Here is a 25,054-nt window from a genome sequence, read left to right as displayed (position 1 = left end):
AATAAACTAAAAATTACGATTAGTACAGAGGCTGCGACACAGAGTAGCATGCCTATCATAACAATAATCAGCCTATAATAGGCGTAAAACCATTAGTATATCGTGCTTTATCAGCCATATTGCTCATCAGCTGACTAAAAGAGCCGGCTGATGTCATTACCAATTGCTAACACCATGAAACCTGCTAGCAAGAGTAAACCGATATTTAGACCGACCATTTGCACACCTTCAGACAGTGGCTTACCGCGAATCAGCTCAATAAAATGATAGACAATATGACCACCATCTAATACTGGAATCGGCAAAAGGTTTAAGACGGCAAGACTTAAGCTAATAAGCGCCGCTGTCGATAATACCATCTGCCAACTGATATCAAAGCTTTGTTTGGCGACTTTGGCAATGGTAATTGGCCCTGATAGATTGTCTAAACCAATCATACCTGACAGCATTTTTCCCATTGAGCTTACGGTCATTACTGCTAGCTGCTCAGTCTTTTCAAACGACTTAACTAACGACTCACTAGGACCGTAGACCACAGTGGTCTTGTAATCGTCAGGGATAATAATCTCAGTCTGATCCACCATTGCACCAATCTGTCCGTAATCATTACCCAAGTTGTCTTTTTTACCTTGGGGCATAATCTGCAACTGTACAGGCTTGTCATCACGCAACACTGTAAAGTTCAACAGCGTTTCAGGATTATCACGAATGATACGCGTCGCAGTAATCCAATCTTCGATTGACTCATTATTAATAGCAGTAATGCGGTCACCAACCTTTAGACCTTGGCGGCTAGCGGCACCATCGGGAGCCAAACCGCCTACAATCGGCGCAATCTGCGGCTGCCATGGCAACATACCAAAGCTAGTCAATGCGTCTTTGCCTTGAGCCTCACCTTGCATAAACTGTGTGACGGGGGCTTGATATGTTTTAGTCGACTGATTGGTTTGGGCGTCTGACAGCAAGGTAATGCTGACATTATCCGTCTCACCCATACGTCCTGCAAGACGATAGTTAATATTTTCCCATGTCTGCACATCGTGGCCATCAATCGCAACAATCTTATCACCGACTGGTAACTGTGCCATTGCAGCAGGCGTATCTGGTAGTACCTGTCCAATCTTAGTCGCCAACTGCTCAGATGGGGTCATAAATAGTACCCAAAATAGCGCGATAGCGATGACAAAATTCATGATAGGGCCAGCTGCAACGATAGCAATTTTCTTGAGCGGATGCTGCCGATTAAATGCAAGATGCTGCTCATCTTTTGCGACATTACCTTCACGCTCATCCAGCATTTTTACATAACCGCCGAGTGGCAATGCTGAGATACGATAATCGATACCGCTCTTTTTGCTGGTCCAACCAAAAACTTTAGGGCCAAAACCGATAGAGTACGTTAGTACTTTGACACCGCAAAGCCGCGCCACAATATAATGTCCCCACTCGTGTAAGGCAATAAGCGGGCCTAAAACAAATATGGCGGCAAGAAGTGTTAGTAAAAACGTCATGATTTTTTCTCAGTATTGTCTCTCAGCATTTTCATCAACATCTTCGCTAATATCGTTTATCAATGTCACGTATCAGCTAAGAGACGCTTGCTACGATTATGTCAGCTTTGCTACCAACTTATCAGTCAAGTGGCGTGCAATCTTATCGATTGCCAATATATCTTCTATGTCAGCGGTTTCGTTCAATGGTGGCAGCTGTATGTCATTTAAGGCTTGTTCGTTAATATCAGCAATATCAGTCAAACGTATTTTGCCATCGAGGAACGCTGCTACTGCAATTTCGTTTGCCGCATTGAGCACAATTGTGGCTTGCGTCCCTGCTTGCATAGCTTGGCGAGCCAAACGCAAACAGGCAAATTTTTGTAGATCTGGCTCAATAAACTCCAAACCACTAAGTGCAAATAAGTCTAACGGCTGCGAGCCACTATCAATTCGATCAGGATAGCTCAGCGCGTGCGCAATGGGGGTTTTCATGTCTGGACTGCCCAGCTGCGCTAAAAAGCTGCCATCGCTATATTCTACCATTGAGTGAATGATACTTTGTGGATGAATGACCACATTTATCTTATCTTCAGGCAAATCAAATAAGTGACAGGCTTCTATCAGCTCAAGCCCCTTGTTCATCATCGTCGCCGAATCGACAGATATCTTTTGACCCATTGACCAGTTAGGGTGTTTGACCGCTTCTGCGACGCTTGCCTGCTGCATCTGCTCAAACGACTGCTGCAAAAATGGCCCACCAGAGGCTGTTAACCACAGTTTACGGACACCATGATTTGGCTGATGAATTTGCGTATTGTCTTGCTGAATAGCAAGTGGCAAGCATTGAAAAATAGCATTGTGTTCAGAGTCCAGCGGCAGCAAAGTAGCGTTGTACGTCTTGACCGCATCAATCATGACCTTACCTGCCATGACTAAGGCTTCTTTATTGGCCAATAAGATACGTTTGCCTGCACGTGCTGCTGCCAATGTAGACGGCAACCCTGCCGCCCCTACAATCGCTGCTACCACCGTATCAGTCTGTGAGTCAGTGGCAATATCTACCAATCCTGCCTCGCCCCCTACGACCTCACTAGCAATTCCTGCTGTTTTAAGCCTGTGAGCAAAATCATCTACGGCTGACGTCGGCACACTGACTCGCTTCGGCAGAAATTGCTGACAAAGTGCAAATAGTTTATCTAAGCGATGATAGCCTGATAAAGCATAGACTTCATAAGTGTGCGGTTGCGCCGCCAATATTGCTAAGGTGCTATCGCCAATCGAGCCTGTCGCGCCTAGTACGGCGATGCGTTGCGTCATAACCATCAATGCCCATGATACTTAAAAATAATAAAAATAGAATATCGTCTGTTAACTATATTGTCATGCTAGTAGCCACGCTTGCCATACTAATGTATTACTCGCGCTCGGCTGACTTATATCAATATTACTGAGAATAAACGACAGAGTAGGTTTAAATAGAACAGTGCTGCTATAAAACCTTATACCACTATCAAACCAAGCTGCTGTATCGCCCAAAAACCAAGGGCAAATATCGGTGTTGCAGACAGAAGCGAATCAATACGATCAAGGATACCACCGTGACCTGGCAAGATAGTGCCTGAATCTTTTACATCAGCACGGCGCTTGAGCATCGACTCAAACAAGTCTCCAAGTACAGAGGCAAGAATAGTGATGGCCGATAACGCTACAAATGCGATCAACGGTACACCCGTCAGCTGTAATTTAAAGACGCTGATAGCTATCACAACTAACAGCCCTGTGAGGAGGCCACCAGCCAACCCTTCCATGCTCTTATTGGGCGAAACATTGGGTGCCATTTTTCGGCGACCAAGCTTGCGTCCAACGAAATACGCACCGCTATCTGCACACCATACTAATAAGAACACATACAGCAGCCACCATGCCGACAGTTGCCAGAGATAGAACATTGCCGTAATAGATGCCGTCAAAATAACCGCGCCCATCATTGCCAATTGGTTGCCGTACCATCTTGTTTGTGTTGGGAAGACTCGAACCCAAGACAGCGCCATTAGCCATATAACGAGTGACGCCACCCACCAAAACAGCCAAGTCACCTTGAACATCAGTGAGAATATAGTGAGCGCTAAAATCAATAGAACAAATACCGCAGGTTGGCGCCACTTAGGCATCAATTTAGCCCACTCATGAGCGGCGATAATGACCCCAATGGCCAACAGTGGTGCAAATAAAATAGGTGTTTGGCTCGCAAACATTGCAATACCAACGATAATAACGAGAACAATTGCCGTTTTAATTCGTTGCCACATACTTATCGAGCCTTATAATAATGAAGAACAGATGTTCAAAAAATGCATTATAGCAGCTAACTAACGATGGCCTAGTGATAGCATTCAATACTAATTCAAGCCATTTATCATTGCATAAACCAACCCTATTGACCAGTTATACAATACTAACTGAACTGAACCGACTGAACTTACCTATCAACTCATTGCTCAGTGCCCTTGCTGCTCTATTACTACCTGCTCGCTGGTTTTGCCAAAGCGGCGTTGACGTTTTGCAAACTCTGCGATCATCAAAGCCAGCTCTTCTGCTGTAAAATTTGGCCATAATGTGGGAGTAAAAAATAGCTCAGCATAAGCAGATTGCCACAATAAGAAATTAGAAATACGATACTCGCCGCCCGTACGCACTAGCATATCTACTGCTGGCGTATCGGCTAACTGTACGTAATTACCTAACAACTCTTCGCTGACATCTTCAGCTTTTAATTCGCCAGCTTGAACTTGTTGAGCCAGCTGTTTTGCTGCATTTGCAATATCCCACTGCCCACCGTAACTAATCGCAATCACTAGCGTCATTGCGTCAAACTTCGCCGTTTTTTCTTCTGCATCAGCCATTAGCGTTTGTAATGACTCACTAAGTTGACTACGGTCACCGATGAAACGCAAGCGAATACGATACTCATTCATGCGCGGCATTTGCTCATGAATCGTCGATGTAAGCAGCTGCATCAACAGTGCCACTTCACTAGGTGGTCTCTGCCAATTTTCGCTAGAAAACGCAAATACGGTCAGCACTTCAATGCCTGTATTGACACAATACTCAACGATAGGATCGAGCGCGTCTTTGCCAGCCACATGCCCTTGACCGTGGCGCAAATCATTGGCCTTACCATAGCGATTATTACCATCCATAATGATGGCGATATGACGAGGAAGAATAGCGGGCGCCAAAACGGCTGAAATGGACATAGGCGAACTTGCTTATTGTTGAGGTAAAATAATAATAACGTGTGCAACAGCGATTAAAAAGCGCCATTTATATAATTCACTAACTTATCACAATTACATTGTTAGTTTTTAGTGCTCAGAATACGATGGATCCAGTTCAATCAACCACATCTTTGGCTTGCCTTAGATATGGCTTTATATAGTTAATTCAGTTTAAAAAAGAGACAGCACAACCGAGTGCAGATGTAACTGTGATACTTCAAGCGAAGTTAACGCTGTTACTCTTTTAGAAAGGATTGACTATATCAGTCTACACAATAATAAACAGCCAATAGCTATAAAGTATTGGCTGCTCAATTACAGATAATCTTACGAACTCATTCTTGCTCTCAACACCAAATATATCAGTATTAAACTTCCATCAGATCGCTTTCTTTCTTACTCAAGCGAGCATCGATTGTTTCGATATATTTGTCAGTGATTTTTTGAATATCATCACTAGCGCGGCGCTCATCATCTTCTGAGATTTCTTTTTCCTTTGCCAAGTCTTTGATGTCATTCATCATGTCACGGCGAATGTTACGGATAGAAACTCGGCTGCTCTCAGCTTCACCACGTGCAAGTTTTTGCATATCGCGACGAGTATCTTCTGTTAATGCTGGCATCGGCACACGAATTACATCGGCAGACATTGGGTTTAGACCCAAATCTGCTTCACGAATGGCCTTATCTACTGCTTGTACCATCGTACGGTCAAATGGTTGAACCAGCAAGGTACGTGAGTCTTCAACGTTGACGCTTGCTACTTGGTTCAATGGTGTATCAGAACCGTAGTAGCTGACCATCACACCTGACAACATACCTGGATGCGCACGGCCAGTACGAACTTTACTGAAAGTGCTTTCAAGCGCTTCCAACGTTTTTTGCATGCGTGCTTCGCCGTCTTGCTTAATCTCTTTAATCATTGTGTATCCTTATTTATCGTTACCGACAAATTTTTTATTTGCTATTGGGATATTAATTATTTGTTGCTAATCATTAGCTATTTACTGACGTTAGTTGCCAGTATCGCATCAATTAATGAAAAACTCGTGTGCCTTCATTCTCACCCATGATGACATTCAATAATGCATTGGGTTTAGTCATATCAAACACTTGCAGCGGTACGTTATGCTCACGGCACAGTGCAATAGCCGTTAAATCCATGACGCCTAGCTTTTGCTCTAGTACTTCGTCAAAAGTCAGACCGTCATACTTGACTGCATCGTCATGTAGGCTCGGGTCTTTGTCATAAACGCCATCGACCTTAGTCGCTTTTAAAATCAAACCAGCTTCGATTTCGATACCGCGCAAACATGCAGCGGTGTCAGTGGTAAAGAATGGGTTACCCGTGCCTGCCACAAAGATACAAACTTCGCCGTTTTTGAGATAACGAATGGCATTACGACTGCTATAGCTTTCGGTGACTTCACCAATCGGTAACGCTGACATCAAGCGCGTTTTGATATTGCGACGCTCAAGCGCATCACGCATTGCCAGTCCGTTCATAACGGTCGCTAGCATGCCCATCTGATCACCAGTCACACGGCCAACGAGACCTTCTTTTTGTAACTGTGCACCGCGATATAAATTACCACCACCGACTACGATACCCACTTGGACACCAAGTCCACGCAAGTGAGCGATAGACAAGCTCATTTTATCAAGCACTTCGGTATCAATACCCATGTCTTTACTACCAGCTAAGGCTTCACCGGAGAGTTTCAGCAAGATACGAGCGTAACGCGGGTTTTTGTCAGACATGAGGTCACCTTGTTATCATGAAATTATAAAGAAAATTATCGGTAAAATACAAATCGAGTTTGCCCACAACGCCACACTTACAGCTAAGCGTATTAAAAAGGCTAAATTGCGCTAATTGTAGCAAAAACTGCCCGCCATTGGGCAATTTTCACTCGCATATCTTATTGGATATCTAGCCTTGATAACTGGCGAATAGATCGTATTCGCTAGCATCATCGATAGTCACGGTTAAGAACTGCCCTATTTTAACTTGAGCGTTGATGTCATCAACATAGACATGACCATCAATTTCAGGTGCATCAGCATAACTACGGCAGATAGCAATATTTTCATCGCTATCAATTTCATCGACCAATACCGTTAAGGTTTTGCCGACTTTTTCTTGTAGCTTTTGCGCTGAAATATCTTGCTGTAGCGCCATTAAACGCTCATAGCGAGACTGCTTGACGTCTTCAGGAACATGATCAGGCAAGTCATTAGCAACTGCGCCTTCTACTTCTGAATAAGTAAATGCGCCCACGCGATCGAGGCGTGCTTCAACCAGCCAATCAAGCAAGCACTGAAAATCTTCTTCTGTCTCGCCAGGGAAGCCAACCACAAAGGTTGAACGAATCACGATATCAGGACAGATATCACGCCACGCTTTGATACGGGCCAAGGTGTTTTCGCTATGCGCAGGACGTTTCATCGCTTTTAGGATACGATGACTGGCATGCTGGAACGGAATGTCCAGATAAGGAAGCAGTTTCTTCTCACCCATCAACTCAACGACTTTGTCTACGTGTGGATACGGATAGACATAATGCAGGCGTACCCAAATGCCCAAATCGTTCAATGCTTGGCATAAGTCATAAAACTTAGACTTGAGCGGCATGCCATTCCAAAAACTGGTCTTATACTTTAGGTCAAGGCCATATGCCGAAGTATCTTGCGAGATGATAAGTAATTCTTTCACGCCAGCTTTTTTGAGTGCCAGTGCTTCGTTCATCACATTATCAATCGGGCGCGATACCAAATCACCGCGCAAGCTTGGAATAATGCAGAACGTACAACGGTGATTACAGCCTTCTGATATTTTTAGATAAGCATAATGGCTTGGGGTCAGTTTGATACCCGCTTCATTAATCAAATCTATTTTTGGATCATAGTTAGCGTCCTGACTACGATTTGGCTTAGGCACATGCTGCGCCACTGCCGTAATTACTTCGTCATAGGCATGCGCGCCCGTCACTGCTAGTACGGCCGGATGCATCTCACGGATTTTGTCTGCTTCTTTACCTAAGCAACCAGTAACAATCACTTTACCGTTTTTGCTAATGGCCTCGCCGATCGCATCAAGGGACTCTTGTACCGCTGATTCAATAAAGCCGCAAGTGTTTACCACGACTAAGTCAGCACCGTCATAATCACTGGCTACTTGATAGCCGTCACGGCTTAGCTCAGTGATAATACGCTCACTATCCACCAATGCTTTTGGACAACCTAGTGACACAAAACCAATCTTTGGCGCTGCACTAACTGGCATCGTAGCAGTGGCGTTGGCAGTCGTAACATCGCTGCTTTGGGCTACACTACGGTTTTGGTTGTGGTTGGCTTTGTGATGGTAAGGCTGTTTAGTATCTGTTTGACTGGCATCTGCCTGACTCTGCGCTTGTACTATGGTAGGCGCGGCAGGATTGAAGATAGTGGCAGTGTCTTTTACGGCAGATAGAGGAGCTGTTGCTGTCGTATTCACTGACTCGGTAGAAGTTTTGGACATGGCTGACCTTGCTAGAGATAAATTGGCTGAGCGCATTGTACGTTTTTTTTGCAAAAATCACCAGTTTTGCCGCTCTATAGTCTTGATTTGTGGTTAAATATTATCTCAAGCATCTGACTTTTTTGGGCCCTACTGATGAACGCTGATTTTATAACCGCCAAAACAACCCCTGACCTCGCATTTATATCTCAGCATTTATTCACCGCTATTTTATGGGTCAACGATGAGCTATCAATCACGCGGTTGAATGCTCAAGCCGAGCAGCTACTTGCCATTAGTAGCGGCAGATTAATCAATCAATCCATCTTGACACTGCTAGCACCTGATGAATTAAAGACTAAAGATACGGTATCTATAGATAATGATAGTAATGATACAAATGAAAATGAGTCTTCAAGCGAGCCAGCTTACTCTTTGACCGAGCGCTTTGTGCAAGCGCAAAACTATCAGCAGCCTTTTATCGACCATGATCACATTATCAAAACACCGCTAAACGGTAATTTATCATTGTCAGTCGACTATAGCGTCACGCCTGTCATCTATGAACAGCAGCCTTATTTTATTATCGAGATGTGGGGTAAAGATCGGCAAAGTCGTATCTCTGAGGAGCAGCGCCAACAACAGCAGTATACAGTGGCCCGTCATATGCTACGGTCGGTCGCACACGAAATAAAAAACCCTCTTGCTGGTATTCGCGGGGCAGCCCAGCTGTTGCAACGGCAGTTTATTAAATTCAGCGACGCATCTACTACTAACACCTCTAGCGCTGATAATGCTTTGACAACCACTAACACTGACACTCAGCATGATTTGCAAAAAATGAATCAAAAGCTGCGCAACTATACGGACATTATTATTTCAGAAACTGATCGATTGACCCATCTTATTGGGCAGCTTCTGGGTTCCAATCAACTACCAAACTGGCAAACGCTTAATATCCATGAGCCTCTAGAGCATGTCTTAACCTTAGTGACCAATCAGTATCCACAGGTAGTGTTACAGCGTGATTATGATTTATCATTGCCAGAGTTGTGCGCTGACAAAGATCAGCTGATTCAAGTGTTTTTAAACCTTATCAATAATGCTTGTGAGTCGATGACTGAGTTCGAACAAACGCTACAACAGAATCAAATCTCAGAGTCTCAAGAATCACCACAAGCTGCCATGCAAACTGAGAGCAATTCTGACTATCAACCGACATTGAATATTCAAACGCGGGTTGCTTTTCAGCATACAATCGTCGGACAGCAGCACAAGCAAGTGATGCAAGTTACTATTACTGATAATGGCTCAGGTATTGATCCAGCATTGATCGGTCAGATATTTTTCCCGATGGTCACTAGCCGTGCAGCCGGTACAGGTCTTGGATTATCCATCGTCCAAGATATTATCAGTCATCATCATGGTATGATTGATGTGAGCTCGACAAAAGAGCAAGAAGATAAGCAAACCCGATTTACGCTATATCTACCATTTACTCAACCCATCACTGAGACATAAAACAAATTATGAATTTATGAATTAAAGGCTGCTAAGTTTCATAACGCCAACTCCCAATCCCCAACTTACCATCAATAATTGCTGATTAGGCCCAATACATGACTGAATATAGCGACGACCTCCAACCTAAAAGCGATGATCAATCACCACAATCACAAATAGTAACTGTGAATAATGCACCCAGCGACCACCCTGCAACATTGTGGTTAATCGATGACGATGCAGCCCTACGCATGGTGTTGGCAGACACGTTTGAAGATGCTGGATTGACCGTTATCAGTTTTACTCAAGCACAAGCAGCATGGACTCGCCTTAATGATGTTTTAAAACAGCAAGAGTCAGCCGAGCAATTACCAGACGTCATATTGACCGATATACGCATGCCAATGATGGATGGATTATCTTTTAGCGACTGGGTTCATCAGCATTTCCCTAAAATGCCAATCGTAATTATGACAGCACACTCAGACCTGACCTCTGCTATCAATAGCTATCAGACAGGGGCTTTTGAATACCTGCCCAAGCCTTTTGACTTAGATGACGCGGTTGCGACGATTTATAAAGCCATCAATTATCAGCCCAATCTAGAAACAACGACTGTTTCCCTTTTAGATGAATCCAATAACAATATAACGTCTGATACTTTCACTGAAGACCTGATAAAACCTAAAGTAGCACCTGCTAGTAAGACAACCAAAGACAATAAGAGCAAAGGTGCCGCCGTAACCAAGGATAATGGTAACCCTAGCGGCATCATTGGACAGTCACCAGCCATGCAAACGGTGTTTCGTGCCATTGGCAGACTGGCTCAATCCCCCATTTCCGTCTTAATTACTGGAGAGTCTGGAACGGGTAAAGAGTTGGTAGCCAGTGCATTGCACCAACACTCCCCTCGTAAGCAGCAACCGTTTATTGCACTTAATATGGCAGCCATACCGCATGACTTGATCGAGTCTGAGCTATTCGGTCACGAAAAAGGCGCGTTCACTGGTGCAACAACGATGCGTCAAGGCCGTTTTGAGCAGGCAGACGGCGGTACTCTATTCTTAGATGAAATCGGTGACATGCCTTTTAGCACTCAGACAAGGCTGTTACGCGTACTGGCCAATGGTGAATTTTATCGTGTTGGTGGTCAACAGCCAATAAAGGTCGATGTACGTATCATCGCAGCCACCCACCAAAACTTAGAAGAGCTGGTAAAACAAAGCCGATTCCGCGAAGATTTGTTTTATCGCCTTAATGTCATTCGATTACCCCTACCACCACTACGTACACGCCCTGAAGACATTCCTGCATTGGCCCTCTACTTTATGCAGTCTGCCGCAGAGCAAATGAATACCACTCCAAAGCATCTACATCCTGCCGCATTGCAAATCATGCAGACGTTTGACTGGCGTGGTAACGTGCGTCAATTAGAAAACGTCTGCTTGTGGCTCACGGTTATGGCTACTGGTGATACTGTGATGGCGACAGATTTGCCACCAGAGCTACTTGAAAACATCTCACCTAATACGGTGCTTTATGAAGAGCATTGCTCATCACAGGAAGACGCTCAAGAGAACTTGGTACAAAATGGCGATGTATTAAATAGTAGTGCGTTAAACAGTCATCAAAATAATCAAAGTAGCCCGTTGCCTAAGAACCAAAGTTGGCAACAAGCATTGGCTGATTGGGCTGAGCAGTCGCTAAGCACGGGTGAAACTGATATTTTACAAACAGCAACCCCTGAGTTTGAGCGCGTTTTATTAACAGCAGCACTCAATCATAGTGGCGGCAAAAAGATAGAAGCCGCAAGCTTACTTGGTTGGGGACGCAATACTCTGACACGCAAATTGCAGCAATTGGATATCTCTGCCCCGAGAGTACCAACTAAAGAGTAAATAAACGCATAAAACATGATAATAAATTATTATTAATATCAATCACTTAAAATTAGTACCGAAAATAAATGATAAATAATTAAAAATAATTGCAAATAGGGGTTGCCAAACAATTAAAACTCTATATAATAGCCAACCACTGAGACGCACTACCGAATCAGTTAACTATCTAGATAGCGTTTGAGTTTAACCGCTTTTGATGATAGAGTAACGAAAATGGGGCTGTGGCGGAATTGGTAGACGCACCAGATTTAGGTTCTGGCGCCGCAAGGTGTGAGAGTTCGAGTCTCTCCAGCCCCACCATTTTCGGATAGTGAATAAATTGTCTCAAACCTATACTAAACCTGCCTTCGGGCAGGTTTTTTTATTGCCTAAAATTTGATAAATAAAAACCGCGTCAATTTCTGACACGGTTTTGACGCAGTAGTTTGGTTCCCTCACTGATGAGGGTACCAAGTCAATCGCTATAATCTAGCTTCATCATCTCTTTGCTCATGCGCTCGGTATTTATCCATTTAGCATAGATAGTTTTGAATGTTTGTATATCGTGGCCCATTTGATAAGCGGCTGCTGAAGGCTCGATCATTGAATTAAGCATCGTTGTTGCATAAGTATGGCGACAATTATATGCCGGTCGTACTCGCATATCAGTACCAGACAGCGCATCAGCAAACTTTTCAGACAGTTTTTGATCGCGCGTCCATGCCTCATCAGTATGTAAACTGATAAAAACACGCGTCTGGTGGCCTGTGAGCTGTTTTAATCTGAGTAAAACATCTTTGGCCACGTCATTTATATGGATATTACGCATGTGATAGGTCTTAGTTGCGTGGCTAACCTTGCCACCAGTCAGTGTTTTGCTGATTTTTACCGTGTTATGTGACCAATCTACATCGTGCCAATCAATGGCCAATGTCTCACTGGGACGACATCCTGTCCAAAACTGCCATTTATAGTACAAATACCAGATTTCTTTTTTGCCAGTCCAGTTAGATTTCATCCAGTCTAATATCGCAGCACGCTCAGCTGGGAGAAATGGATCAGGATCATCGCGCTGCACTTTCTTATTACGTATGCGCTTAGTCGGCATATCATCTATTTCGCCATCCAAAAACGCAAGGTCAAACACCCCGCGCAATGGTATAAGTGCATCGTTATAGGTACGCGGTGCATTAAAACTAATAGAGTTCAGCGCACTGCGCACCATTGCTGCATCAATATCGGCAATGGGCACAGCCGCAAAAAAAGGCATCCAATGCTTAGTTAGGATGCCTTTATATTTTCGTCTGGTACCAGTGTTGTCACTGCTAAGATTGTCTAAATATGTTTGTGCATAGTCTGCAAATAGCGCCCTATTATCATCTATTATATTAGTCTTTACATTGCACGCTGCGTCAACATCGGCTTGCGTCAGCGTGCCCCACTTTGCTGCATCTTTTAAGTAAGCTCGTAATTTACCCGCTTCGCTGATGCCTTTCGGCGTTGGCGGCTGCGGGATAGTGACGTATTTACGCGTCCCACTGATTGGGATATTAATTTGGACGCTGTCGCCTCGTACTCGGACGCCCGTTGGATACTTTGTTGGTCCAGCCACTGATTCCACCCCCGCAGGCTAAAATATAACTTGTTATCAATCTTTTGCCACACCACACCTTCAGGCCATTTATCTTTGGCGATATATAGACGTGTGTGCGGTAGACCGATAAGTTTAGCAAATTGGGGGAGCGTTACCCAGTCTAAAGGCACATTTGATTTGATAATTTCAATAACTTCCATATTAATCACTCCCCTTTATTCAATTCAATCGACACTAGCCAAATCACTGCGACAATCAACATGCCAAGCAAGATAGCCGTGCCAGTGATAACTAGAAGTTGTTCGTTATTAGTGAGCATTTAGGCAAACCCCTTTTTTTTGAAAGACCAACTCCAATAAACTATTGACACCAACCAAGTAGCGCCCCCAAAGCAGATTAAAAGAGTATCGCCATCTGCCCATATTTTTAATAAAATCATACTAGCCATCAATAATACAAAGTACAGAAGCCCAGCAAACAAACCTGTTGTGCTCATCACCGTCCCCTTTTCTCAACGCTGCACTGATAGTTGTCAGCGATACATAATGATTTGCCATACTTAGCCAAAATACCATCCATTGTTGACACCCAATAACCCGCTTTATCTAGTACTGGTCTACGCTCGAAGTATGCAACCGCGCCACTCTTATCGATTGCCCGCCACGCCATGTCTAAATATTCCCAGCGCACTTCTTTGACCGATTTGGGTAATTGAATACCACCTCTTGACCTTGGCGGCTCTACAAACATATCTGGCTGAACACTAGCAAACCGAGCCTCAAAGTATTGAATCAAGTCTTCAGGATCAGCGTTTAAGTCGATTGGTTCAGATAAGCAATGCTTTACACCATTAAGCGTTAGCAGGCTGTCTTTAATAGCAAAGCGCTGTGCGTCCTTATACTTGATACTTCCTGATTTGGTCACATCATCAAACACAGCGGACATTCGGACTGTAACACCGCCATTGACTGACTCTCGAACTACTGAGCTGTTATTCAGTCTTAGCATCACCGTCCCCTTTTCTCAAATACGCTTTGGCAATCTACACAGAGCGTTACCCCACCCACTGATTGGCGTTTAGCAGGTATATCCTCTCCACATTCCAAACATTCAGCCAATGACGGCTTATCAAACTTTGGCGCTCGACTCAGATACTGAGTCATTGTTAAATCAACATAGTCGTTTGCGCGATCCGCATCATCAGCCATTATCTACCCCATCTTCTCAATAGTCGCATTGATCGTCGTGTAGGTTGACCCAGTGCGATACTCAATTTTATTGCCACGGTCAGCCAAGCGACATGCTCGGCCCACCAAGTGACGCCCTTCCGCACATGCACTGACTATTTCCCAACTGCGCATGTTCACGTCTAACCAACTTAAGCCATAGTTGTTTAGCACAAAAGTAACTCGTTTAATCTGCTTTGACATCTATAGCCTCACTTTCTTTGATCATTTTGCTTAACCACTCATGGATCTCTTTTAGGCGTTCCAGCTCAAACTTTTTCATGATGTAATAATCGTCGCGTTTTGGATCACGCTGATTTTGACGTTGCAGCTTGATAAAAAACTGTCCGTCTTTGACAAATAGATGAGCACGACGGCTAAGTGATAATGTTTTACTCATCGTTTCAACTCCCGTAATATCAAACTCTTAAGCGTACCAGCTGCGTACAGATGGCCATTTTTACCATCTATATCAAGCACATAATGATTTGGTGTGCCGTAATGCTCTTTTATGCATGACAGATGCGCCTCGTGATGTCCCAGTGCTGTGCGCTTATCTTCATTAGATTTAATAAAGCGCTTGTATACAGTGCCATGACAGCTAAGCAGCACGCTAAGACTTGGCATTACGCTATCTTCTTGCCAAGCCCAAAGCGGCTGGTGTAACCGGCGCTTGATAGCCGATGCTGTATAGTGATGACGGTCTAGCAAGATCACATCTAGATGCTTGTATTTATCAAGTATGTAGTCGTCTTCAAATTCAACAGCTTCGATACCTCTGCGGACATTGATCACTTCGGTACTGATTGCTTGAGCGTTCAGGCACATAGCGACACGTTGACAGGCTGTTGTCACGCCGATATGTGCTGCGCCATTAATATTGACTAATAAAGGCTGTTTTTTCGATTGTTTTGACATTACGCCACCTCGCTGTGGTTGGCATCAGTGTTCGCAGCCACAACTGGCACTGGGCGTGGCTCAAAGTTGATGTTGCTAATGATGCCGACATTGAGCGCAGCATTTAACTTTAGCAACTCAGTCCAAACCAGTGGGTTAATGCGACATATACGATTGGTTACCTGTGTCACGATCAAGCTGATATTTCGATTGATAACGACCAAATCATTTTGGTTACGCTCGTAGTCGTACTTGGCTTGATGCTCCGACCATGTATTGATGGCGTCAGTTAGCGCTTGACGGCTTACGCTATTGCTCAATTGCGCTTTAGATTGGATAAGCGCAAGCTGTGCAGTGATATTGAATGATTGAATTTTACGCATAGCAAGCCTCCAACGCCGCACGAAATGCTGGTAGTTCGGCTTCGGTTATTGTCCGCAAAGTTGCAAATGCTTCGCTCTCAGTGTTCCATCCCGCATCTGCCATCGGCCCACCCTCCCTAATGAGCAATAAGTCCGCAACATTAATTCGGCCAGGTCCGCGCATTAAAATCGCGTAAGCACCCAAAGGTTCGTAAATCAAAATATCCCATGCTATTAACTTGTCACCACCAACCGCATAGTCGTCTTCACTAAAGCGGTCCATGCTATGCATACGCTGGATTAGAACTTCAGATAGGTTTTTAATAAAGATAAGCTGCATATCAGCATCAGTAATTTGTGGCACTGACTCAGATAGCCAGTTTGGATACGCCAATACATCATCGATATGAGGCACGCTTTCATCTAATGAGGTACTTAGATAATCGACATCATTGACGGTTTCTCGGTCAATCACGCTATTTGAGTCATTAGCCGCTTCACCAGCCACGACCGCTAGCAGACCACCAGTCGGCATAGCATGGCCAACGTTCAGACGATGCGCCACGGTATCTAATTTGCCTTTTAGCGCTGCTATTTCAGCTTTGGTTTCGTCATCAAAGCGTATTTGGAAAGTGCTTATTAATTTGCTCACGCAACACCTCCCAATGACATAACGGCAATCAACAAAACGCAAAAAACCATAAGCATGCGAGTGTTTTTGCACGCATGCTTATAGTTGATTTGTGTATTCGTCAGTTGCTGTTCAGTGGTGTGCAGCTGCTGGTTACGTTCAGCGAGCGTACTTTTGAGGCGTGTGTTCTCGTACTGAGAACGCATCATTTTTAAGCGGTCGGTGCGATGGATGTCTGACATGGCGATATACCCGTTTGTTGTTGATCACGGGTATATATTAATCATTTGTTGTTAATAATGTCAAATCTTTTGTTGTTTATATTGAAAAAAGGTAAATTATAACAACAAAACACGTTAAAAAATGAGGGGTTTTAATTAATCGAACTCGTAAACTTCTATATAAACACACCACCCGCGCACTAAAGGGTTGTCTTTCGAGACTGGCTTAGCATGCGCAAAGTAATGCTCAATCCAGTATTCTACCCATGGTCTACTAGCCATTGTCATATTCCCGTACATTCGTTATCCAACAAGTGTAGCTCATCACGCAATCTACTTGGCGGCTGTATTTCTACAAATGGATTCAGCACATTTACATCTTCACAGTTGAAAGACATTCTCTCCATTCCATTAACAGATATCACAGTAATGATGCCATGTTGACAGCTGACAAATTCTTTTATCATATTTCGACCGTCTGCTAATACAATATGAACATACTCACCTGCACATGGGTCTCTTTTAGGATCGAATACTATATACCACCCTGAACGCAATGCAGGAAACATACTGTCGCCCACAGCACGTATTACATAAGCTGAATCACTAGCATTGTTTACTTCTAAGTATCCATCCCCACCGTTACCCATATAATCTAGCTCCAGCCAATATCCATTATCGCCCATTTGAGCTGAACCTTTAACCGGAACGTACTTAATTAGCTTCCTATTGGGTTTATCTTTTTCTTCCGTACTGATCATTTCGCCAGCACCACTCATCAACCAATCGATATCTATATCAAGTGCTTTTGCTATTTGTGCAGAATATGAGCTCTTCTTGCTATCTCTATTTTCTAATGTGGATAGCGCCTGCTGAGTCCATCCAATAAGCTCAGCAAGCTCTCCTTGTTTAAGACCTCTAAACTCTCTAGCTTCTTTAACTCGCTGTCCAAGTGCCATGGTATCGCCCTCCGGTAATTTCTATCAATTTAAAACAAATGATGTTGCAAAGCTAACAACAAAAGATTTGACATAATTAACAACAAATGATTAAATACATTAAAATTAACAACAAAGGATTTACATCATGAATCAGATAATTAAACCGCTTAGTCCTTTAGAAGCTTTACAGAAAGCAGTTGATACTGCTGGCGGTCAAACTGAACTAGCTAAAAGTATCGATCCCACGCAAAAGAAGCTAAAGCAACAAAACATATGGACTTGGCTTAACCGCGACAAAAAAACCTCTGCTAAATGGGTGGTTAAAGTTTCAAAGATAACTGGTGTCCCATGTCATGCACTACGTCCTGACATATTCCCCACTCCCGAACCAGCCAACGATCCAAGTAATCAACAACATCTAGCATAGCAACAGCACTGCGATAAAAGAACGACAATAACGGGGGCAATATGTCGAAGCAAAAATACACAGCCGCACAGCGTGCTGAAAACTGCGTATTAGATTTGGAAGCAGCAGTCTATCAAGCTGCGATGAAGCCACGCGGTACGCTTGGCGGTATCTGTGAGACATTTGGTCTGACGTACAACACAGCAGTGCTGCAAGTTAACCCAAAGCGCACTTGTCACACACTATCACCATTGCTCATTGAGCAAGTCCTAAGTGCTACCCAGTCATCTTTAATCATGGACGCTGTTTGCCGTGCACATGGCAACGCTGGATGGTTTTTGCTGCCTGATGAAAACAACCAGTGCGATGAGATGGTTGATATTGCCTTACTTGGTCAAAAGTTCGCAGATCTCAATAGCACCTCATTGGACGCTTATGCTGACAAGGTTATTGAGCCTGATGAATATGCGAGCATGCAAAAAGACGGCTATGCATTGATCAGTCATATTCAAACAATCTTAAAAAATGCCGAACGCAATATGGAGAGAAATAATGGCAACGCTTAGAATTTCTGACCAAGCTTACAAAGATATGATTGTTGAAGTTGTTGAATATGGCGGCTATTGGGCTTTCATGAATGATAATGAAACAAAAGACCAGAAAGCACATGACGTAGTTATTTCAATAATACAGCGTTTCGTTGATGATCAAATTGAGCAAAAGGATGCCGACAATGACAGATAAACGCACACCGCTTGATTTCGACGCCATTCGCGCAGCAGCTATCGGTAACTATGTCTCGACTATATTCCCTGCTGCTGGCATTAGCTTCAGCAAAGCTGCCCATCAGCATCAAGCATGCCCGATGTGCGGTGGCTCTAATAGATTCCGTTGTGATGACAAGCGCGGTGAAGGCACTTGGATATGCTCGCAGTGTGGTGCTGGCAATGGCTTTATGCTTGTGCAGCAATACACTGGGCTTGATGTTTACGAAACCAATAAGCTGATTGCAGGCGCTATCGGACTTGATACGACTAGCGAAGTGACAGACGAGCAGCGTGCACAGTGGCAGTCACAGCAAGTCGAGCGTGAAGCAGTAGAGAAAGCTGAAAAGCGCCAAGCTCGTATTGATGCCGCAGCGCGTGCTACTAGTATTTGGGACAATGCAAAATCAGCTACAAACGATCATCCGTATCTGCTGCGCAAAAATATCGCGTCTATCAATCTGCGCCAAGATGCTAATGACAATCTAGTCATTCCTATGAATTACTATAATAAAGACACTAAAGTTGTGACGTTAGTTAATATTCAGACCATAGCGCCTGATAGCGAAAAGCTATTCTTAAAGGGTGGATTGGTGAATGGCGCTTACCATCTGATTGGCAATACTACGATGTTCGCCGGGGGTATTGTTCTTATATGTGAAGGTTACGCCACAGGCGCTACCATATTTGATGCGATGAGCTATAGCTTGCCAGTGATTGTTGCTTTTAATGCAAACAACTTAATCCCAGTCGCACAGTCAATACGAGCCCAATACCCTGATCATCGCATCATTATCTGCGCTGATAATGATAGTGCAACAGCGATCAAGATGCGCGATAAGGACATATCAGAGGGCAAAGAACCCAAGCCACTAATTGAGTACAACGCTGGAATCTACAAGGCCAAACAAGCAGCAGCTACCATTGGCGGCGAAATGGTCACGCCAAGCTTCGACATATTAGACATAGATAAGGATGCAGCGTAATGCAAGGCAAACAACATACAGATTTTAATGACCTTGCAGCAGCTGCAGGACTCAACGAGGTATCACGTCAAATCAAGTACGCACTGGCGAACCAATCAATAGTGACCCAAGCTGCCAATGATGATCACAGTGCTACTGACGCGCCTATTGCGCAGCACAACGGCAGTGTACCTGCTGACGTTGAGCAAGATATGCGCTTGGCTAATATGCTTAAACGTTACGCTCAAATCACTGACATTGGTAAAGTAACGAATAAAGTTTACGACACAGAGCAAAAGATTGAATATACAAAGACTCAGTTTGCTAATGAAATTGGCAATAAGAAGTTAGCCGTACGTTGGTGGGAAACGAAGCATCGTAAGATTACAAAATCAGAAGTCGCTAAAGACTTAGACGTTATGATGGCGGTCGAAGCCCAGTCGATGTTCGACCGTTACTTCCTCATCTATGGCACCAAAGAAGTATGGGATGACGTTGAGCGTATTCGCTTGCCTGTCGATACTATCAAACTTGCACGACCAAACGAGTATGATATCTGGCTCAAATCAGACTCTCGTATTACGGTCAAATCAGATAATATCTGGTTCGACCCTACTCGCACCAAAGAGCCTAAGAACCCAAACGATATTGCTATCAATACATTCGATGGGTTACCGCTTAAACCTGTTGAAATTGAAACAGAAGAAGCGGCTGCTATGTGCAAACCTATCACTGATTTACTTTTGCACTTATGCGAAGGCGACCAGGCAATCTATGACTGGGTTATTAGATGGCTTGCGATACCATTACAACGCCCTGGTACTAAGCTTGATACGGCGTTGATAGTTCATGGTGAGATACAAGGCGCGGGTAAGTCTCTATTCTTTGACCGCATTATGACACGCATCTATGGTGACTATAGCGTGATATTAGGTCAAGGTCAGCTTGAGTCTCAGTATAACGACTGGGTATCAAATAAACTCTACGCACTTTTTGAAGAGATATTTAGCGGCTCTGATAGATACTCTCAAATGGGTATGGTCAAGCAACTGATTACAGGCAACACTATCTATATCAATCAGAAATTCATGAGTGGTTGGAAGCAAGATAACTACGTCAATGCGATATTTTTATCAAACAATATGATGCCTTTATCTCTTGAACAGAATGACCGTCGCCATGTTGTCTGCTATCCAAAGCAAAAGATTCCCGCACCCTTATTAAAGGAAGTCGCAGATGCCTTAGATAGCACTAATAACAATATGCTGCGTGCTTTCTACACTTATCTCATGAAAATAGAACTTAATGGCCAAACATCACACACACCAGCAATCATGACCAACAGCAAGCGTCAGCTTATTCGCCTAAGCCAACCAAATTGGGAGGTTTTCTATGATGATTGGGTGATAGGCGAAGCTGGTATACCTTATTGCAGCTGCTTAACTGACGATCTTTACGACTATTACCAGTACTGGTGCCGTAAAGGTGGCGAGCGCGGTACCACTAAAACCAAATTAATGACATATATTGGTAGACGTGAGCACAAAGAGCGGCTAAGATACCAACTACCTAATAACAGCAAACCTGTCCAGTCCACGATTATTGCTGTTAAGATGCCAACAAGCTATCCAACACCTACAGCAGCCAACCAACAAATATGGCTTGGCAAAGAAATACAGCTTATGAAGAACGCTATCGGTCAGAAACTCGAACCCAAATAGCCAACCATGTGCATAGTGTGCACCCCACGTGCATAGTTCAAAATACAACTATGCACGTCTACAGACCTTACCCAATATAGCTTATAGCGACCCTGTGCATAGTGTGCAGGGTTTTTTCGTATGCGCGCGCGGGAAATAATTTATTTTTATTATCAACCTAAGATAACAACAAAATATTTTTATCCTCGTGCGTAAATATAACTATGCACACTATGCACACTATGAACATCAGCCTTATAAGCCAGTAATACCAAAGGATTCAGACGTGCATAGTTTAAAATCAACTATGCACATCTTGACGTAACTATGCACACGCTCCTATATTGAGTCTAAATAACGGGGGATATTTATCATGCGTCAAGAATACTTAAGAGCTGCTGCTGAAGCCTATGCAAACATCACACCAATGCAAGCTGATTGCTATCACTATTTAAACGATGGTTTTAATACAATAATTCAAGAGCGTCTGTCTGCAACCTATACATCTCAACTGGCTACTAAAGCTATAAGAATCAGATATATCGATAAGGTTGTTCGCACAGCATTGGCTGAATGTCAGTATCCAATCAATGAAACAACTGGCTATGCTTGGAATGATATCGAACGTTCAGCATTTGCTGGTATTGCAAAACAAACTTGGTCGGACAACAAGCTATCAGATCATGTTAATTTTATGCTAAATGATATGGCGCAGAACGCAAACATAGTAAGGGTTGAGATAAGATTACAATTGCTAGGCTACTCAGAGGCTTCTTGATTTTTCGGACAGATTCACCTAAGATTTCTCATATTCGAAGTTCCTGCCTAATCGTAAAGCACACGGCAGCATCAACCAAACATTACTAGTTAAGCCCATTGCCCCCGCAGTGGGCTTTCTTTTTGAGCAATCCTTATGCCATCGATGCCTACCACACTTTGCAGCCATACAGGTTGCAACGCCAGTGCTGGTGCCAATGGCTTTTGCAGGATACATAAACCCAAACCTAAACGCCAAGCAGAACCCCAAGTCAAGCAAGCCGAACCCGCAAAGCTCAAACGGATAGACAACAGACCGTCATCTGCTCAGCGCGGTTACGATGCCAGATGGCGCTCAGCACGGTTAGGGTTTCTTAACGATGAACCATTATGCAGATATTGCATGATGCAAGGCATCACCAGAGGTGCTGACGTAGTCGATCACATCCTACCGCATCGCGGCAATCAGGAATTGTTTTGGGATCAGTCGAACTGGCAACCACTGTGCTACTCATGTCACTCAATCAAAACAACTACAGTCGATAATAAATTATCTGACTACGAAATTGCCCAGCTCAGGCAGGGAGGGTGGGGTAAAAAGTAAATAAAATTTCCCACAGAGACCACCGCCCCCAAGAGAATTTTCGCATGGTCAAAACTCTGTAGGGGGTATACCCCCTCAATCAATAACTATTCTCAGGTGACACTATGTCTCGTCCACGTAAACCGACGCAGCTCAAAGTGTTGCAAGGCAGTCGTGTCCGTAGCGACCGTGAAGCTGCCAGCAACGCCGCTCAACCAACACTGGCTATACCACCCTGCCCCGACTGGCTCGACGCCAAATCACGCAAGCAGTGGGACAAGATAGCACCACAATTGGTCGCACTCGGATTGCTATCAGTTATCGATGGAGATTTGTTTGGCGCGTATGCCGAAACCTCTGCGCGTTATGGCGATGTCTGCACTAAGCTCGAAGATATCGATACTTGGATTGGTAAAACACCAAACGGTTTTATGGTCCAGACCGCACTGGTCAGTATCCGTAACACATTACAAAAACAGCTCATATCATTAGGCCGCGAGTTTGGTCTATCTCCCGCTGCTCGCTCCAGTATCAAAGTAGATGTCGCTCAAGGCAATTTGTTTGGCGATGATGAGTTTGGAGAGTTTAATAAACAAGGTTAAGAAACTATGTCAGATGCTATTGCCTACGCTAATATCGCGGCGCAATACGCAACGGATGTAATCGACGGCACTATCGATGCGTGCGTCTATGTGCGTCAAGCGTGCCAACGACACTTGACGGATCTTAAACGCGCAAAGAATGAATCTGCATTTGAGTTTGAATTTGACAGTCAGTTGGCTGCAAAAGCTTGCCGATTTATAGAGCTACTGCCTCATGTTAAGGGTGAGCTGGCAAACAAGCGCGAATTGATACTACTTGAGCCTTGGCAAATATTCATCGTGGCCAACTTGTTTGGCTGGGTAGATTTTGATGGTAAACGTCGCTATCGCTATGCCTATGTTGAAGTGCCACGCAAGAACGCCAAGTCTACATTGGCTGCTGGTATCGGCTTATACCTATGTTTTGCTGATGGGGAGATGGGTGCGGAAGTTTATTCGGCCGCCACCACCCGTGACCAGGCACGCATTGTATTTGAAACCGCGCAAAGCATGGTACGAAAACGCCCCGATATGCAAAAGGCCATGCGCATAGAAGTGACTGCACACGCTGTCAGCTCCATTGCCACCACATCAACATTTAAAGCTGTCAGTCGTGATTACGGGGGCAACTTGGACGGTCTAAACGTTCAAGGCGCTATTATTGACGAACTTCATGCGCATAAATCAAACGATACCTACGAGGTCATGGCGACCGGCATGGGCGCACGTGAGCAGCCCCTGCTATTTGCTATCACTACAGCTGGGTTTATCTTAGATGGCGTTTGCTATGAACAGCGCACCTTAGTCACTAAAGTCTTATCTGGTCTTGAAACACATGACCGTTACTTTGGCATTATCTACACGATTGACGATGCTGATGATTGGCGTGACCCAAAGAGTTGGCGTAAAGCTAACCCAAATTATGGTGTTTCGGTTTATAAATCTGCGCTCGAAGCGGAGTACCAACGCGCTGCTGTTAGTCCTGATGCACAAGCTGACTTCTTAACTAAGCATTTATGCGTCTGGGTCGCTGCGCGTAGCGGTTGGCTCAACATGCAAGACTGGGACGATGCTGCTGATAAGCTATTAGTCTCTGGGCTTTTCGATAAATACCCTTGCTTTGGCGGCCTTGATTTAGCATCTAAAGTGGATCTGGCATCACGCGTGAAATTATTTGTCAAAAAAGTAGACGATATATCTCACTATTACTTATTTGCAAACTTCTACATCAACCGTGCGCAGCTGGACAATGCCAACAACCCAAATCAGAAACGTTTTATTGAATGGGAGCGCCAAGGCTGGCTCACAGTCACTGACGGCAACATCACTGACTTTGAAAAGATTGAGCGCGATATCATTCACGACTCATCAAAATACGACATGCAGGAAACGGGTTACGATCCTTTTAACGCAACATATTTGGCAATGCGTCTAAATGAGCAAGGTCTCAATATGGTCGAAGTGCCGCAGCGCGTTGCTTATCTAAGCGAGCCAATGAAACATTTACAAGCTCTCTTGACTTCAAAGCGGGTACATCACGATGGCAATCCAATATTGCGCTGGTGTATGGGCAACGTCACTGTCAAAAAAGATGCAAACGATAATATATTCCCGCGTAAGGAATCTGACGCCAGTAAAATTGACGGCGCGGTCGCTGCAATCATCGCGACCAACCGCGCCCAGTATTATGACGAAACTGGCGACCTACCTAGCCAAGATTTTGAGACACAACTTGGTGATTATTTAAACGACTTTGTAAGCTTCAGGGGATAAC

30 protein-coding genes and 1 tRNA gene are annotated in these 25,054 nt (G+C 44.1%); 12 read left to right on the top strand and 19 right to left on the bottom strand.

The genetic code is table 11. The features are described from left to right. Window positions 1-134: 134 nt before the first annotated feature. The 7 genes from rseP to rimO all read right to left on the bottom strand — a co-directional run bounded on the left by rseP (window position 135) and on the right by rimO (window position 8,291). Window positions 135-1,511 carry an RIP metalloprotease RseP gene (gene rseP / locus CXF62_RS11120; RefSeq protein WP_102094404.1) on the bottom strand — a complete coding sequence of 459 codons (1,377 nt, stop codon included), beginning with the start codon at window positions 1,509-1,511 and terminating at the stop codon, window positions 135-137. 96 nt (window positions 1,512-1,607) lie between these two features. Then, on the bottom strand, window positions 1,608-2,816 hold the full coding sequence (gene ispC, locus CXF62_RS11115) for a 1-deoxy-D-xylulose-5-phosphate reductoisomerase (RefSeq protein ID WP_102094403.1): 1,209 nt from the start codon (window positions 2,814-2,816) through the stop codon (window positions 1,608-1,610). 176 nt (window positions 2,817-2,992) lie between these two features. Beyond that, entirely contained in the window at window positions 2,993-3,802 is an 810-nt protein-coding gene (locus tag CXF62_RS11110) for a phosphatidate cytidylyltransferase (protein WP_102094402.1), read from the bottom strand. A gap of 189 nt (window positions 3,803-3,991) precedes the next feature. Beyond that, on the bottom strand, window positions 3,992-4,750 hold the full coding sequence (gene uppS, locus CXF62_RS11105) for a polyprenyl diphosphate synthase (RefSeq protein ID WP_102094401.1): 759 nt from the start codon (window positions 4,748-4,750) through the stop codon (window positions 3,992-3,994). 389 nt (window positions 4,751-5,139) lie between these two features. Beyond that, on the bottom strand, window positions 5,140-5,694 hold the full coding sequence (frr, locus tag CXF62_RS11100; protein WP_057759123.1) for a ribosome recycling factor: 555 nt from the start codon (window positions 5,692-5,694) through the stop codon (window positions 5,140-5,142). Between the two features lie 112 nt (window positions 5,695-5,806). Next, window positions 5,807-6,532, bottom strand: a complete 726-nt coding sequence (gene pyrH, locus CXF62_RS11095; protein WP_057759121.1) for a UMP kinase — start codon at window positions 6,530-6,532, stop codon at window positions 5,807-5,809. Between the two features lie 172 nt (window positions 6,533-6,704). Further along, entirely contained in the window at window positions 6,705-8,291 is a 1,587-nt protein-coding gene (gene rimO / locus CXF62_RS11090) for a 30S ribosomal protein S12 methylthiotransferase RimO (RefSeq protein WP_102094400.1), read from the bottom strand. A 135-nt stretch (window positions 8,292-8,426) separates the two neighbouring features. Between rimO and CXF62_RS11085 the strand changes: the two genes are divergently transcribed. The 3 genes from CXF62_RS11085 to CXF62_RS11075 all read left to right on the top strand — a co-directional run bounded on the left by CXF62_RS11085 (window position 8,427) and on the right by CXF62_RS11075 (window position 11,974). Next, window positions 8,427-9,791: a two-component system sensor histidine kinase NtrB gene (locus CXF62_RS11085; RefSeq protein ID WP_102094399.1), complete on the top strand. Its 1,365-nt coding sequence runs from the start codon at window positions 8,427-8,429 to the stop codon at window positions 9,789-9,791. 98 nt (window positions 9,792-9,889) lie between these two features. Beyond that, window positions 9,890-11,671: a sigma 54-interacting transcriptional regulator gene (locus CXF62_RS11080; RefSeq protein WP_102094398.1), complete on the top strand. Its 1,782-nt coding sequence runs from the start codon at window positions 9,890-9,892 to the stop codon at window positions 11,669-11,671. Window positions 11,672-11,889: 218 nt separating this feature from the next. Further along, window positions 11,890-11,974 (top strand) — tRNA-Leu (locus CXF62_RS11075). Window positions 11,975-12,128: 154 nt separating this feature from the next. Here the strand turns inward: CXF62_RS11075 and CXF62_RS11070 are convergent. From CXF62_RS11070 to CXF62_RS11025, 12 genes are all read right to left on the bottom strand, one after another. Next, window positions 12,129-13,265 (bottom strand): site-specific integrase, encoded by a 1,137-nt coding sequence (locus CXF62_RS11070; protein WP_145990557.1) that lies wholly within the window; start codon window positions 13,263-13,265, stop codon window positions 12,129-12,131. 301 nt (window positions 13,266-13,566) lie between these two features. After that, complete coding sequence (locus CXF62_RS14755; protein WP_185156649.1) at window positions 13,567-13,743, bottom strand: hypothetical protein; 177 nt, start codon at window positions 13,741-13,743, stop codon at window positions 13,567-13,569. After that, window positions 13,743-14,255, bottom strand: a complete 513-nt coding sequence (locus CXF62_RS11065; protein ID WP_102094396.1) for a hypothetical protein — start codon at window positions 14,253-14,255, stop codon at window positions 13,743-13,745. Before CXF62_RS11065 ends, CXF62_RS14755 begins: the two co-directional genes overlap by 1 nt. Beyond that, the gene (locus CXF62_RS11060; protein ID WP_102094395.1) at window positions 14,255-14,455 is read right to left on the bottom strand and encodes a TraR/DksA family transcriptional regulator; all 201 of its coding nucleotides are present in this window, start codon (window positions 14,453-14,455) and stop codon (window positions 14,255-14,257) included. The genes CXF62_RS11065 and CXF62_RS11060 overlap by 1 nt, the downstream gene beginning before the upstream one ends. Before the next feature lie 3 nt (window positions 14,456-14,458). Continuing rightward, entirely contained in the window at window positions 14,459-14,677 is a 219-nt protein-coding gene (locus CXF62_RS11055) for a hypothetical protein (RefSeq protein ID WP_102094394.1), read from the bottom strand. Beyond that, complete coding sequence (locus CXF62_RS11050; RefSeq protein ID WP_102094393.1) at window positions 14,661-14,873, bottom strand: hypothetical protein; 213 nt, start codon at window positions 14,871-14,873, stop codon at window positions 14,661-14,663. The genes CXF62_RS11055 and CXF62_RS11050 overlap by 17 nt, the downstream gene beginning before the upstream one ends. Beyond that, a complete protein-coding gene (locus CXF62_RS11045; protein ID WP_102094392.1) occupies window positions 14,870-15,391 on the bottom strand; it encodes a hypothetical protein in 522 nt (173 codons plus the stop codon). The genes CXF62_RS11050 and CXF62_RS11045 overlap by 4 nt, the downstream gene beginning before the upstream one ends. Further along, window positions 15,391-15,753 carry a hypothetical protein gene (locus tag CXF62_RS11040; RefSeq protein WP_102094391.1) on the bottom strand — a complete coding sequence of 121 codons (363 nt, stop codon included), beginning with the start codon at window positions 15,751-15,753 and terminating at the stop codon, window positions 15,391-15,393. The genes CXF62_RS11045 and CXF62_RS11040 overlap by 1 nt, the downstream gene beginning before the upstream one ends. Further along, window positions 15,746-16,384 carry a hypothetical protein gene (locus CXF62_RS11035; protein WP_102094390.1) on the bottom strand — a complete coding sequence of 213 codons (639 nt, stop codon included), beginning with the start codon at window positions 16,382-16,384 and terminating at the stop codon, window positions 15,746-15,748. Before CXF62_RS11035 ends, CXF62_RS11040 begins: the two co-directional genes overlap by 8 nt. Continuing rightward, entirely contained in the window at window positions 16,381-16,605 is a 225-nt protein-coding gene (locus CXF62_RS11030; protein ID WP_102094389.1) for a hypothetical protein, read from the bottom strand. The genes CXF62_RS11035 and CXF62_RS11030 overlap by 4 nt, the downstream gene beginning before the upstream one ends. Window positions 16,606-16,740: 135 nt before the next feature. After that, window positions 16,741-16,866 carry a hypothetical protein gene (locus tag CXF62_RS14940; protein WP_265734915.1) on the bottom strand — a complete coding sequence of 42 codons (126 nt, stop codon included), beginning with the start codon at window positions 16,864-16,866 and terminating at the stop codon, window positions 16,741-16,743. Window positions 16,867-16,868: 2 nt separating this feature from the next. Beyond that, entirely contained in the window at window positions 16,869-17,543 is a 675-nt protein-coding gene (locus CXF62_RS11025) for an XRE family transcriptional regulator (RefSeq protein ID WP_102094388.1), read from the bottom strand. A gap of 127 nt (window positions 17,544-17,670) precedes the next feature. On the opposite strand from CXF62_RS11025, the gene CXF62_RS11020 reads away from it, so the two are divergent. The 9 genes from CXF62_RS11020 (at window position 17,671) to CXF62_RS10980 (ending at window position 25,053) form a co-directional block, all read left to right on the top strand. Continuing rightward, a complete protein-coding gene (locus CXF62_RS11020; RefSeq protein WP_102094387.1) occupies window positions 17,671-17,952 on the top strand; it encodes a transcriptional regulator in 282 nt (93 codons plus the stop codon). A 41-nt stretch (window positions 17,953-17,993) separates the two neighbouring features. Then, window positions 17,994-18,497, top strand: a complete 504-nt coding sequence (locus tag CXF62_RS11015) for a phage regulatory CII family protein (protein WP_102094386.1) — start codon at window positions 17,994-17,996, stop codon at window positions 18,495-18,497. Then, the gene (locus CXF62_RS11010; protein ID WP_102094385.1) at window positions 18,484-18,675 is read left to right on the top strand and encodes a hypothetical protein; all 192 of its coding nucleotides are present in this window, start codon (window positions 18,484-18,486) and stop codon (window positions 18,673-18,675) included. Before CXF62_RS11015 ends, CXF62_RS11010 begins: the two co-directional genes overlap by 14 nt. After that, entirely contained in the window at window positions 18,665-19,681 is a 1,017-nt protein-coding gene (locus CXF62_RS11005) for a primase-helicase zinc-binding domain-containing protein (protein ID WP_185156648.1), read from the top strand. The genes CXF62_RS11010 and CXF62_RS11005 overlap by 11 nt, the downstream gene beginning before the upstream one ends. Further along, entirely contained in the window at window positions 19,681-21,381 is a 1,701-nt protein-coding gene (locus CXF62_RS11000) for a primase-helicase family protein (protein ID WP_102094383.1), read from the top strand. The genes CXF62_RS11005 and CXF62_RS11000 overlap by 1 nt, the downstream gene beginning before the upstream one ends. Window positions 21,382-21,733: 352 nt before the next feature. After that, the gene (locus tag CXF62_RS10995; RefSeq protein ID WP_102094382.1) at window positions 21,734-22,138 is read left to right on the top strand and encodes a hypothetical protein; all 405 of its coding nucleotides are present in this window, start codon (window positions 21,734-21,736) and stop codon (window positions 22,136-22,138) included. A gap of 135 nt (window positions 22,139-22,273) precedes the next feature. Next, window positions 22,274-22,720: an HNH endonuclease gene (locus CXF62_RS10990; RefSeq protein ID WP_102094381.1), complete on the top strand. Its 447-nt coding sequence runs from the start codon at window positions 22,274-22,276 to the stop codon at window positions 22,718-22,720. A 104-nt stretch (window positions 22,721-22,824) separates the two neighbouring features. Further along, entirely contained in the window at window positions 22,825-23,301 is a 477-nt protein-coding gene (locus tag CXF62_RS10985; RefSeq protein ID WP_102094380.1) for a phage terminase small subunit P27 family, read from the top strand. Window positions 23,302-23,307: 6 nt separating this feature from the next. Further along, window positions 23,308-25,053, top strand: coding sequence for a terminase large subunit (locus tag CXF62_RS10980; protein ID WP_102094379.1), 1,746 nt, complete (start codon window positions 23,308-23,310; stop codon window positions 25,051-25,053). Window position 25,054 lies beyond the last annotated feature (1 nt).

Origin of the sequence: Psychrobacter sp. MES7-P7E, from assembly GCF_002863645.1 — a bacterium.
In the GTDB taxonomy this organism is placed as follows: Bacteria; Pseudomonadota; Gammaproteobacteria; order Pseudomonadales; family Moraxellaceae; genus Psychrobacter.
Note: the sequence above shows the minus strand (reverse complement) of the source record. Positions and strands in the feature narration are given on the sequence as shown.